This window comes from Pseudomonas sp. FBCC-B1667 (assembly GCF_059133255.1).
Genome location: NZ_CP101437.1, coordinates 3997708 through 4008898, shown reverse-complemented (window position 1 = coordinate 4008898; position 11191 = coordinate 3997708). Strand labels below are relative to the sequence as shown.

General features: G+C 59.6%; 11 protein-coding genes. 5 read left to right on the top strand and 6 right to left on the bottom strand.

Annotation, left to right across the window (positions count from 1 at the left end; genetic code table 11):
• Positions 1 to 12: 12 nt before the first annotated feature.
• The 5 genes from NL116_RS18490 to NL116_RS18470 all read right to left on the bottom strand — a co-directional run bounded on the left by NL116_RS18490 (position 13) and on the right by NL116_RS18470 (position 4799).
• Complete coding sequence (locus NL116_RS18490) at positions 13 to 714, bottom strand: VIT1/CCC1 transporter family protein (protein WP_494373442.1); 702 nt, start codon at positions 712 to 714, stop codon at positions 13 to 15.
• A 19-nt stretch (positions 715 to 733) separates the two neighbouring features.
• Positions 734 to 1723, bottom strand: a complete 990-nt coding sequence (locus NL116_RS18485) for an FAD:protein FMN transferase (protein ID WP_494373441.1) — start codon at positions 1721 to 1723, stop codon at positions 734 to 736.
• The gene (locus tag NL116_RS18480) at positions 1707 to 3887 is read right to left on the bottom strand and encodes a PepSY domain-containing protein (protein ID WP_494373440.1); all 2181 of its coding nucleotides are present in this window, start codon (positions 3885 to 3887) and stop codon (positions 1707 to 1709) included. Before NL116_RS18480 ends, NL116_RS18485 begins: the two co-directional genes overlap by 17 nt.
• A gap of 25 nt (positions 3888 to 3912) precedes the next feature.
• Positions 3913 to 4383, bottom strand: coding sequence for a DUF2271 domain-containing protein (locus NL116_RS18475; RefSeq protein ID WP_494373439.1), 471 nt, complete (start codon positions 4381 to 4383; stop codon positions 3913 to 3915).
• A gap of 92 nt (positions 4384 to 4475) precedes the next feature.
• Positions 4476 to 4799 carry a PepSY domain-containing protein gene (locus tag NL116_RS18470; RefSeq protein WP_494373438.1) on the bottom strand — a complete coding sequence of 108 codons (324 nt, stop codon included), beginning with the start codon at positions 4797 to 4799 and terminating at the stop codon, positions 4476 to 4478.
• Between the two features lie 132 nt (positions 4800 to 4931).
• On the opposite strand from NL116_RS18470, the gene NL116_RS18465 reads away from it, so the two are divergent.
• The 3 genes from NL116_RS18465 to NL116_RS18455 all read left to right on the top strand — a co-directional run bounded on the left by NL116_RS18465 (position 4932) and on the right by NL116_RS18455 (position 8141).
• Positions 4932 to 5591 (top strand): response regulator transcription factor, encoded by a 660-nt coding sequence (locus NL116_RS18465; protein WP_494373437.1) that lies wholly within the window; start codon positions 4932 to 4934, stop codon positions 5589 to 5591.
• Positions 5588 to 6931 (top strand): sensor histidine kinase, encoded by a 1344-nt coding sequence (locus NL116_RS18460; RefSeq protein ID WP_494373436.1) that lies wholly within the window; start codon positions 5588 to 5590, stop codon positions 6929 to 6931. Before NL116_RS18465 ends, NL116_RS18460 begins: the two co-directional genes overlap by 4 nt.
• A gap of 562 nt (positions 6932 to 7493) precedes the next feature.
• Positions 7494 to 8141, top strand: coding sequence for a hypothetical protein (locus NL116_RS18455; protein WP_494373435.1), 648 nt, complete (start codon positions 7494 to 7496; stop codon positions 8139 to 8141).
• A 6-nt stretch (positions 8142 to 8147) separates the two neighbouring features.
• Here NL116_RS18455 and NL116_RS18450 read toward each other — a convergent pair whose 3' ends face one another.
• Complete coding sequence (locus NL116_RS18450) at positions 8148 to 8927, bottom strand: SDR family oxidoreductase (protein WP_494373434.1); 780 nt, start codon at positions 8925 to 8927, stop codon at positions 8148 to 8150.
• 203 nt (positions 8928 to 9130) lie between these two features.
• On the opposite strand from NL116_RS18450, the gene NL116_RS18445 reads away from it, so the two are divergent.
• A complete protein-coding gene (locus NL116_RS18445) occupies positions 9131 to 9700 on the top strand; it encodes a YceI family protein (protein ID WP_494373433.1) in 570 nt (189 codons plus the stop codon).
• 117 nt (positions 9701 to 9817) lie between these two features.
• Positions 9818 to 10945 (top strand): GGDEF domain-containing protein, encoded by a 1128-nt coding sequence (locus NL116_RS18440; protein WP_494373432.1) that lies wholly within the window; start codon positions 9818 to 9820, stop codon positions 10943 to 10945.
• Positions 10946 to 11191: the final 246 nt, after the last annotated feature.

The window sequence follows — 11191 nt, the reverse complement described above, 5'->3', positions numbered from 1 at the left end:
AAAGAACGTGAACTAGACCACGGCGCCAAACAAGTGCCCCACCAGTGCGGTAATGCCCATGGCCAGCGCTCCCCAGAATGTCACCCGCCAGGCACCGGTCATGACATTGGCCCCGCCGGCCTTGGCGGCGATGGCGCCCAGCGTCCCGAGAAACACCAATGACATGCCCGATATCCACGGCACCACGCTGTGCTCCGACGCGACAAACGTCACCGCCAGAGGCAGCGCGGCACCCACCACAAAACTGGCAGCGGAGGCCAGGGCGGCTTGCAAGGGCCTGGCGGTGAGCGTGGCGCTGATGCCTAATTCGTCCCGAGCGTGAGAGCCGAGTGCGTCATGGGCCATCAATTGATCGGCCACCTGATGCGCCAACTCGGGGGAGACGCCACGGTGCATGTAGATGTTGGCGAGCTCGATGTGTTCGGCTTTCGGGTCACTGGCCAACTCGGCGCGTTCGCGGGACAAGTCGGCTCGCTCGGTATCGGCCTGGGAGTGGACGGAGATATATTCGCCTGCGGCCATGGACATGGCACCGGCCATCAGGCCTGCCATGCCAGTGACCAGCAACGTGGCGTGGCTGGCGTTGGCGGCCGCAACGCCGATCAACAGGCTGGCGGTGGAGACAATCCCGTCGTTGGCCCCAAGGACGGCGGCGCGTAGCCAGCCGATACGATCGCTTCGGTGTGCCTCGGTGTGCCTGTGCATGAATTTCATGGTTGATCTCGACTCACTGTCATTGGGCGGTTCCCATCGGACGGGTTTCAATCTGCGCCTGCAAGTGGCCGCCGACAATGGATATTTCTTTGAACTGTTGGCCGTCGCGCAGCACGAACAATGCGTCCATCCCGCGCTCCCGGGCCAGACGTGGACCTTCGGTGTCGCCCAGCACCATCAACGCCGTGGCCCAGGCATCGGCGAGCATGCACGAGGCCGCCACCACGGTGACGGCGGCAAGCGGGTTGCACAACGGTGCGCCGGTGGCCGGGTTCATGGTATGCGTATAGGACTGACCGGCCACGTCGACCCAGTGCCGATAGTCCCCGGAGGTTGCGATAGCGGCATCACCCAGTTCCATCACGCCCATGACTTCACGCACGCCCCGGTTGGGCTTTTCCAGGGCCACCGCCCAGCACTGGCCATCCGGCTTGACCCCCCGGGCGCGCATCTCGCCATCGATACCGACCAGGTAGCGGGTGATGCCCAGTCCATCCAGGCAACGGGCCAGTTCATCCACGCCAAACCCTTTGGCAATGCCATTCAAATCAAGCTGCAGTGGTGCGCGTTTACGCACCTGATTGCGATGCGCATCCACCACCAACGTGGCGCTGGCAGACAGTCGGACGCGGGACGGCATTGTGGCGAGTGCCTGCGCTGTGACCGTCTGTTCTCCGGGGCCGAATCCCCAGGCGTCAACCAGATCACCGACCGCGATGTCGAAGGCACCGCCAGACTGTTGACTGACGCGCAGTGCCGCAGACAGCACCGTCGCCAGTTCCGTTGGCACTGACACCCATTGCTGTTCCGGGGCGGCGTTGAGGCGATTGAGGTCTGAGTCGGGTTTCCAGGTGGACATTTGCTGGTCCACCCGGGACACGGCGCGTGCCAGGTGTTGGCCGACGGCGTCGATATCAATCCCGGCAGCCGCATAAAACAGGGCGGTGTAGCGGGTGCCCATGGTCTCGCCGTTGAAGCTGTAGCGTTGCCACTCAGTAGACGTCTTCACGGTAGCGTCCTTGTGCCTGGAGGATGGGTACGCTCAGGTTCAGAGGCGCCAACACTTCATCGAGGGCCTGCATCACGCCTTTGGCCATCTCGCGGCTGCCACACACCAGCACCTGGGCGCCTTTTTCAATCAGTCGGCGCAGGGCCAGGGCGTCGCCGATCAGCCGGTCCTGCACGTAGCTGCGGTCCTGAACCTGAGAGAAGGCAGCGCGCAATGCCGTGAGGCGTCGGTCCGACAAGTATTGATTGAGCTGCGGTTCATAAAGGAAATCCGAGGCCGGGTTGCGCCCGCCCCAATACAAGTGCATCGGGTGTCGCGCCGTGTTGTTGCGGATAAAACCGGCCAGGGGACCGATGCCGGTACCGGCACCGATCAGGATCACCGGGTGCGTGCCCGACGCCGGGCGAAAGTGCGGGTTGGGCTGGATAAACGCTTCAATTGGCCCGCCGATGTCCAGGTCATGGAGAAATTCCGAGCACACGCCACCGTCGTGTTTGCGTACACAGATTTCCAACACACCGTCCTGCGAACCGCTGGCCAGCGAGTAAAAACGTGGGATCGGACTGCCCGGGGGAAAAATCCCGACCAGGTCGCCGGCCAGAAAGTCCGGCAGCTTGCCGGGTGCCTTGAAGCGCAAGACGTGGGTCGGCGCGTTCACCTGCTCACCGTAGACAATGCGCTCCGCCAACTCCAATGGATGGGTCTTTGGCCGCAGCGGGGTATGGACCAGTGTCAGGTCATGCTGGAGCACTTCGCCCAACGCGTGGCCCCAGCGTGCAAACTCCTGCGAGGACTGGCGGTTGACGGTTTCCAGCCCCAGCAACGGCGAGCCACCGGCCTGCAACATCGCGTCCTGCACCTGATGGGCGTACTGACAGAACTGCGCAAACTGCCGGTCACCAAAGCCCAGCACAGCAAAGGGCAGGCCTGGCTTGAGGCCGGTTTTGGCCAGCCGCGCCAGGAACTGCGAAGCCGAGGCCGGCGCATCGCCGTCGCCGTGGGTCGCGGTGAGGATGAACACCCGCTGGGCGTTGCTGTAATGGTTGGCGTATTGATTCAGGGCCGCGCTATGCACCCGGTGACCAGCCAAATGCAAAGCGTCATGCAAGGTTTTTGCAAAGCCCCAGGTGCTGTTGTTTTCACTGCCCACCAGAATCACGCTGTCGGCCGAGTGGGCCGGGCTGTTGTGGCGCAGGGTCGGGCTTGCCTTGCGACGGCGCCACCACAACACAATGCCGGTCACGCTCATCAACGGTACGCAGAGGGCGCAGAGCCCGAGCGGCAGGCCCAGCCACCAGAGGCCTTCGCCGGTGTGTAGCTGATAAATCAATTCGTAGAGGGTGTGCATCGAGCCGTGGGCCTGATAGGACAGTAAAGCGCCGCTGGCCTGGTCCACGTAGCCGTCGCCCTGGGCCGTGCGCAGAGAAAACACGTCCTGCGCATTATTGGGGCTGGGGTAGACCAGTTCGCGCAGGTCATTGAGGTCGGTGGCCTGCAAGGCTTGCAGCTTCGCCACGGGCAGGGCCGGGCCGGTACTGACGTGAGCCGGGAAGGCGGGTTCACTTTGACTGCCGTCGGCGATAAAGCCAAACGTGGTGGCGGACATGTAGAGCCCGCTCAATGCCGACAGCAGCAGCCCCAGTAAGGCCAGTCGCCCGACCTCAGCGTGCCAGCGCTGGCTGAAGGTGCCCCGCAATGGCCGCAGCAGGTTGCGCCAGCCACCCAGGCGCCGGGCCAGCAACAGCGCGCCGGACACCGACAGCATCAGCATGAACAGCGCGCCGACACCCGACACACCGTGGCCGGGCGTGCCAAGAAACAGCGAGCGATGCAGCTCTTTCACCCAACGTGAGAACGCGGATGGCTCGTAGGGCGCGAGGCCTTGGCCGGTCAGCGGATCGACCTTTTCTGCGCCCGCCTGACCGTTGTGGTTGTAGTAGACGATGACTGTCCCAGACGCTGTGCGCTGGATCTGCTCCACCCCCGGGAAGTGATTGGAAACACGTCCGGCCAGTTGGCCGACGTTGAGTTGGCCGGCTGCGGTGGCGGTGCTGTGCAAGCGTTCCAGCGCCGGGTTGACCGAGAGGATCGCGCCGCTGATGGCCAACAGCATGACCAACAGGGCAGCGATCAGGCCGGGCAGGGAATGGGACTGGCGAAGCATGTTCAGCCTCCAGAAAGGGCGGGTGCTACAGATCGTAAGTAAAGGAGTCGACGTAGGCACTGCCGGTCGCCGGTTTGCCTGAGCCTTTGGATGTCAGGGGCACGCTGACGTCGGCGCGGGCGTCACGCTTGTCCTCGACGGCACTGTCGATGCGGATCTGGTACCCGGCATCAATCAGGGTGTCTGCCAGTTCGACGCTGACTTTGAGCGTGCGCCCACTGCCGACACTGGCGCCGCTGACTCCATCAAATTCGCTGGGGTTCATCCCGCTGCCACGCGCCCAGTCGCCCAGGTGCTTGTAGTACTTGGCCTTCTTGCCAGCCACCCAGAGGGTTTTCTGATATTGGCCATTGGCGTCTGTCACGTAGATCGCCAGGTACGCATCATTGCCGCTGTAGTCCTTGAGCTGCGTGGTCAAGGTCACTTCACGGGCCTGGGCCAGTCCCGGCAAGGCAATGGCGCCGGCGAGGCAGGTGGCTGCGATGATCTTTTTCATGAGGGTGTCCTTTTGATCGTTAGGTCGAGAGACTGGACCTGCTGGCTGACAGCAACCTGAAGCGCAGGAAATATTCATCGTCAGGTGAGGCGTCATTCGGCAAGCGGGCTGCCGAGGTAATCCCTGGCATCACCGCCGTCGCGGAAATGAATCTCAAGTGTGTGCAGGCGCAGCGAGGCCGGTGAGTAACTGGCTTCGATGGTATTGCCTTTGCGATCCAGGCCCTTGAGTTCATAACAACCGTCGTCGACCTTGATGCGCTGCACGCTCCAGCCGTATTGCCGCTCGACCTGCTGGCGCAGGGTTTCGCGTGGTTGCCAGTCGCTGACCGGGTCGCTGCAATCGTCATCCGCCAAGGCATAACCGCTGAGCAGCAGACTCAACAGCGCGGCATGGGCAATAAAACCTGTTTTCATGATCTGTCTCCTGCCGAGGTCGGCGTCTGTGGCATACCCTAAGGTGCATTCCTGACAACTAGCTGAATCTTCAGATTGTCGTCAGGTAAGGCGATTAAGGTGCTGCACGACAACCATCACAGGAGGTGCCAGATGCGGGTTTTATTGGTCGAGGACGCACCAGGGTTGGGGGAGGCGGTGCGCGAGCAGATCGCCGATGACGGCCACGCCGTTGATTGGGTGCAGCGACTGGACCATGCGCGCAACAGCGTACGCACCACGCCTTACGACCTGATCCTGCTTGACCTGATGCTGCCGGACGGTCGCGGGCTGGATTTTTTGCGTCAGCAGCGCTCGGCAGGGGACGTGACCCCGGTGATCATTCTGACCGCGCAGGATCAGATCTCCGATCGTATCGCCGGCCTCAATGCCGGGGCCGATGATTACCTGGTCAAACCGTTCGACCTGTTTGAGCTCTCGGCCCGTGTGGCCGCGGTGGCCCGGCGTTACAGCGGCAACCCCAATCCGCAGATCAGACTCGGTGATTTACAGGTCGACATGAGCGCCCGTACGGTGCAACGGGCTGGTACCACCGTGGATCTGACGGCTCGTGAGTGGGCGCTGTTCGAAGCGTTTGTGCAACGCCCCAGCGCCCTGTTGTCCAAGTCGCAACTGGAAGAACGACTGTATGCCTTCGGTGCCGAAATCGAGAGCAATACCATTGAGGTCTATATCAGTCGGCTGCGTAAAAAACTGGGGCGCGATCTGATCGAAACCGTGCGCGGCATGGGTTACCGGTTGATGCCTGTATGAAGCCCTCTTCGAGCCTGCAAAAACGTCTCGGCCTGGGGTTGACCCTGGGCATGACCTTGCTGTGGCTTGGCGCAACTGTCGGCGCCTGGCTGGTGGTGCAACATGAATTGGACGAGGCATTCGACAGCGCGCTGGAAGAGACCGCGCAACGCATCTTGCCGCTGGCCGTCCTGGAAATCAGTAACCGGGAGGGGCCCCGAGAGTCTCAGCACGTTGCGACGTTGAAAATGCACAAGGAATACCTGACTTATCTGGTGCGTGATGCCAGCGGCAAGATCCTGATGCAGTCCCATGATGCCAACCCGAAGATCTTCAACCGACAACCGATCGAGGGCTTTTCAACCACTGAAAAGTACCGCTTGTATGGCGCCAGTGCATTGCGTGAAACGCTGTTCATTGAGATCGCCGAACCGCTGGATCATCGTCGTGAAGCCGCGCGGGAAGCCTTGTTTGCCTTGTTGTTGCCGCTGTTTGCGCTGATTCCCGTCAGCCTGTTGGGCACCTGGTTGTTCGTGCGCATCAGTCTGCGCAGTGTGTTGGCGTATCGTCGTGCAGTAGAGGCGCGTGGTGTCGGTGATCTGTCACCGATCAAGGTGGCCCGCCTGCCGGCAGAAATCGATCCTTTGGCCGAGGCGGTCAATCACCTGTTGGAGCGCTTGCGCAAGGCCCTCGAAGCCGAGCGCAGCTTTACCGCCAACAGCGCTCATGAGTTGCGTACACCCTTGGCCGCGACCCTGGCGCAGATCCAGCGCTTGCACCAAGAGGCGCCCGAAGGCCCTTTGCGAGTGCGGGCGGCGAAGATCGAGAACGCCTTGCGCGAGTTGGCGCGGCTGTCGGAAAAGCTCATGCAACTGGCAAAAGCCGAGGGCGGTGGGCTGCTGTCCGAAACGCCTCAGGATTTGATTCCGTTGTTGGCCCATGGCGTCGATGAGTGGAACCAGCGCAACGACCAGCGCATTGAGTTGCAACTGCCCAGCCAGGCCCACGTGTACTCGAGCATTGACCCGGACGCCTTCGGCATCTTGTTGCGTAATCTGATTGAGAACGCACTGAAGTACGGCGCAACGGATCAACCGATCGAAGTCAGCCTTACCAAACAGGCACAACTGCGGGTAGTTAACGGCGGCCCGGTGGTGCCGGAGCCGGTGTTGCAACATCTGACCGAACGCTTTGTACGAGCTCACAGTGAGATCAGCGGTTCAGGATTGGGACTGGCGATTGCCAAAACGATTGTGCAGGGGGTTAACGCGAGAATGAAATTGAGCTCCCCTGCAACAGGTCGGCAAGAGGGCTTCGAGGTGTGCGTTTGGCTCCCGCTCGTGTCGGCTATTGACAGTTGAGGCGGGGGCTGGCGGGAGCCCGAGTTTCAGACGTGAAAAAGTATGACTGTTTTAGTCGTACAGGGGGGGTAAATGCGAGCGGGTCTCTATTACACTTTCGTCAGTAACACAACAACTAATGGATCCAATGAAAGAGCCTGCAGCTCCTCTAATTTAAAGCGGGCCAGTTAGTGCGCGGGTTACGGACAAGTTGTCGATTCGTGGTCTATTTAAATCATTGCCACTCAAGTAACCGTTTGTCGGTGGTCTGCTCAAAAAATGAACATTCGAGGCGTAACACCCTCTGATACTTCAGCACGTCACCATGACCTGCTTCAGCAACCGTAGAAAAGAAGTGGAAAACGAACCTCATATGCAGTGACTGCACATGGGGATTTTTTTATCTGTTATTCAGGGGGCAGTAACAAGTCGATCATTGGTTTGCCGAGTGAATCAATGGGCTGCGCAGTGTCAGGTCTGCGATTTGGCATCTCTTATAAAAGTAAGATCGCACTGGGGTTTGAAGATTTAAATACCCTGTTAGTGGCCGATCTGTACTGTCGAAGAAGGTGGAGAAAGTACCGTGGCGATAAATACAATTATGAGCCTGCTCGAAAATAAAGAATGTATGGAGTGGTTGCGGCTGGGCGTTATTTACGTTCATCTAGTGTCTTGTTGTGTGGCCATTGGGTTGGTGTTAACCAGTGATATTGCAATGGTTAAAGATGTGTTAAAGCGAAAAACATTTACTGAACACGATCATGCTCACATGGAAAGTCTGCAGAAGTCTGTGATCGTTGCATTGATAGCCTTGTGGGTGACGGGCATCGCGGTCATCGGTATTGATTACCTGGAAAAAGGTATGAACTACTTCATGAACCCAAAACTGCAAGCCAAAGTGATCATTGTCATGCTGCTGACCTACAACGGCATCTTGTTGCACCGCCTGGTATTGCCTGCGCTGCAAAAGGCAGGCGCCTTGATTGATCTCGGGTTCAGCGCACGGATGCTCGCGCTTTTCTGCGGCTCGCTGTCGGCCGTGTCCTGGCTGTATGCGGCCATGCTGGGCGTCGGTCGGCCATTGGCCTGGAAATACTCCCTGTCCGAACTGTTGATGGCGTATCCAGTGCTGATCGCATTGGGTTTCCTGAGCATGCTGGTGTTGACTCAGCGAGTGAAAAAACAGGGCTGCGCCGTTATTGCTCCGCGGATGGTGGCGAGCCAATGCTAGGTCCGTTCAGCAGGTAAGTCGTCCTCGTCCAGAAGGCGCCTGGTGAGCCTTGAGCCAGTCCTGAAACCGCGTCGCGCCAATCATCGGGTTGGCGCCCGGCGTCAGTGACTGGTCGTTGATCGGCGCACCAAAGTAGGGAACCGAGTCGTCCGCTACGGTTTGGCGCGGGTCCTTGGTGTGTTTGAGGTAATCGCTGGCGAACTCGACGAGAGGGCGTTTATCAGGTCCGGCCACTTCGACGGTCTGATTGACAGGCGCCTTGAGCGCAATATCCGTCAGCGCGGCCGCGACATCGTCCGAGGCCACCGGCTGCAACGCGGCAGATGTCAGGTGAATAGTGTCGCCTTCCTCACGCCCGGAGTGAGCGATGGCGTGGATAAACTCGAAGAACTGCGTGGCCCGCAGGATGGTGTAGGGAATACCCGATTTTTTGATCAGTGTTTCCTGGGCCATTTTTGCCCGGAAGTAACCGCTGTCGAGCATCCGCTCGGTGCCTACGACGGACAGGGCCACATGGTGTTTGACCCCGTCGAGTTTCTCCGCCGCGATCAGGTTGTGCCCGGCGGTTTCAAAAAAATGCAACGCCGCGTGGTCTTCGAAAGAGGGTGAGTTCGCCACGTCGATCACCACGTCGGTGCCTTTGAGTGCCTCTTTGAGGCCTTCGCCGCTGATCACATTGACCCCGGTGCTCGGTGACGCTGCAAAGGCTTCATGGCCCAGTTCCTGCAAGTTTTTACAGACCTTGCTACCCATCAGCCCGGTCCCGCCGATGACGACGACTTTCATGACCCGTCTCCCGAAGCGGTGAGTCCAGCGGGTATTAAACACCCGTCAACGTGGCCCTATCAGCGCTGGATCAGGGGCGCCGACCAGTGGTTGGAAGTCCGGCTGGTGGAAGAAACGCATTTTTTTTGCTTTAGTCCTTCTATCGCTGACATACGTGTGTGGGCGTCTCGGCTCGTGCCCGAACGCCTTTTCCGGAGAATCCAATGCCTCTTCGATTCCCGCGGCTCGCTTTTTTGGCCGTCGTGCTCACTGTTGGCAGCTTGCCCTGCGCTCAAGCGGTGCAGTACACGCAAGTCAATCAAGCCGCGAGCAAGATCTCCTTCACGTATAACCAGTTCAGCTCGCGGGTGTACGGCACCTTTGGCGAGTTCGAAGCCACGCTGGATTTCGACACGACCAATCCCGCAGCGGCCCATGCATCGCTCACCATCCAGCTCGACAGCATCGATGCCGGCAGCAGTGACGCCAACACGGAGCTGCAAAAAGCCGCCTGGTTCGATACGGCGGTTTATCCCATGGCGACCTTTGAATCGACCCATGTGAAGGCCGTCGGTGACAACAGGTACTCAATTATCGGCAAACTGACGCTCAGGGGCGTCACCCGCGAGGTCGCCGTCCCGGTCCTCCTCAAGGCGGAGAACACCATCGGCATCTTTGATGGCGAGTTAACGCTCAAGCGAAGCGATTTCAGGATCGGTGAAGGGGAATTTGCCGATACCGTGGTCTCTGACGATATCAATATCCGTTTCAAGATGGTTGCGCCGCAGCAGTAACGCAGCGGTGTCGACTTTATGATCGGCGTGAGGTCAGACGTGTTATTCATTTGTTTGTCTGGGTGGCACGGTGCCACAATCGCTTTTTTGTCGCAGCATCATGATCAGGCGGATCACATGGATGGCCCAGGATTTCGGCACCAACAGGAGACTTTCATCGCGGCACAAGTGCGCGGTGACCGATTGCGACAGCTATTCGACCAATCCGTGTCCGCTGTGTTCGGCAGCTTTCTTGCTGCGCTTATGCTGTGCGGGCTGTGCTGGGAGCGCATGGATCACAATGTGATGATCGGCTGGATTGGCCTGCTGAGCGCCTCCTCGTTACTGCGCATCCTGATGTTTGTGGTCTATTTTCGCAGCCCGGACAGTGAGCGCACGCCGCAACGCTGGGAGCGGATTTACTGGGTGACGCTGGTGTTGTCTGCCGGAATCTGGGGCGCAGGCGCTTCAGCCATCATGCCGGCCGATGACCTGCTGGCCCAGGCGCTGGTCATGCTGTTTGCCGTTGGCATGTCTGTCAGCGCGGTGTCGTGTTACTCGTCCTATCGGTACATGACACTGGTGTCGATTGGCCTGGTGCTGTTGCCGTGCACCATCTGGCTATTGTTTCAGCCGACAACATTGCAAGTCGGTATGGCCCTGGCCGTCGTGGTGTTCGCTTCATTTGTTGCCAGAGCCACCCGCAAACTGTCCGAAGCCCTGGAAACTGCGTTTCGCCTGACCCGAGAAATGGAACTGGCGCACCGCATCGCCACGCATGCAGCGCAAACCGATGAACTCACCGGACTTAAAAACCGCCGGGCTTTTTTTGAACACGCGCAGCAGTTGTTCAATAACTGCCAACACCATCGGTTGCCGCTGTGCGCGGTGATGCTGGATATGGACCACTTCAAGCACATCAATGACACCTACGGCCATCAGGTCGGTGATCAGGTGTTGCGTCAGATGGGGGTCGTCATCAGTACCTGTTTTCGCGAAACCGACGTTTTCGGCCGGTTGGGCGGCGAGGAGTTCGCCATTCTGCTGCCGGACACGTCGATTGAGGTGGCCCTCGAAATGGCCGGGCAACTGATCCAGGCCATTGGCGGGTTGATGACCGGACCGGTTCATCGCATATCGGCCAGCCTTGGCGTCGCCGCCATGGAGATGCACGACCCTGATCTGCAGAGTCTGATGAACAATGCGGACAAGGCGCTGTATAGGGCCAAGGCGCGTGGGCGCAATCAAGTGGCGGTTTCGGAGTGAAGGCGCAGAAGAGCTAGTAGAACCGGTCTTCCTCTTTCATCGCATAAACACGACCCAGCGTCCTGGCTGATATGCCCAGGAACAACAGGGTCAGCAAGACCCCGACCATCATGATGTAAAACCCCGGGCGGTTGCCGCTCAGTTCCCGGGCGATGCTGCTTTGCGCCGGTAGCCAGCGGGAGTAGAGCAGGGGGATGCTGCCGCCGGTTTCATCGGCGGTTTTTGTACAATAGCCTGGCCGATGCC

Bases quoted from the DNA above. Each gene is read 5' to 3' on its own strand.
- NL116_RS18490 (WP_494373442.1), bottom strand. From the start codon at position 714: ATGAAATTCATGCACAGGCACACCGAGGCACACCGAAGCGATCGTATC.
- NL116_RS18480 (WP_494373440.1), bottom strand. From the start codon at position 3,887: ATGCTTCGCCAGTCCCATTCCCTGCCCGGCCTGATCGCTGCCCTGTTG.
- NL116_RS18475 (WP_494373439.1), bottom strand. From the start codon at position 4,383: ATGAAAAAGATCATCGCAGCCACCTGCCTCGCCGGCGCCATTGCCTTG.
- NL116_RS18470 (WP_494373438.1), bottom strand. From the start codon at position 4,799: ATGAAAACAGGTTTTATTGCCCATGCCGCGCTGTTGAGTCTGCTGCTC.
- NL116_RS18465 (WP_494373437.1), top strand. From the start codon at position 4,932: ATGCGGGTTTTATTGGTCGAGGACGCACCAGGGTTGGGGGAGGCGGTG.
- NL116_RS18460 (WP_494373436.1), top strand. From the start codon at position 5,588: ATGAAGCCCTCTTCGAGCCTGCAAAAACGTCTCGGCCTGGGGTTGACC.
- NL116_RS18450 (WP_494373434.1), bottom strand. From the start codon at position 8,927: ATGAAAGTCGTCGTCATCGGCGGGACCGGGCTGATGGGTAGCAAGGTC.
- NL116_RS18445 (WP_494373433.1), top strand. From the start codon at position 9,131: ATGCCTCTTCGATTCCCGCGGCTCGCTTTTTTGGCCGTCGTGCTCACT.
- NL116_RS18440 (WP_494373432.1), top strand. From the start codon at position 9,818: ATGGATGGCCCAGGATTTCGGCACCAACAGGAGACTTTCATCGCGGCA.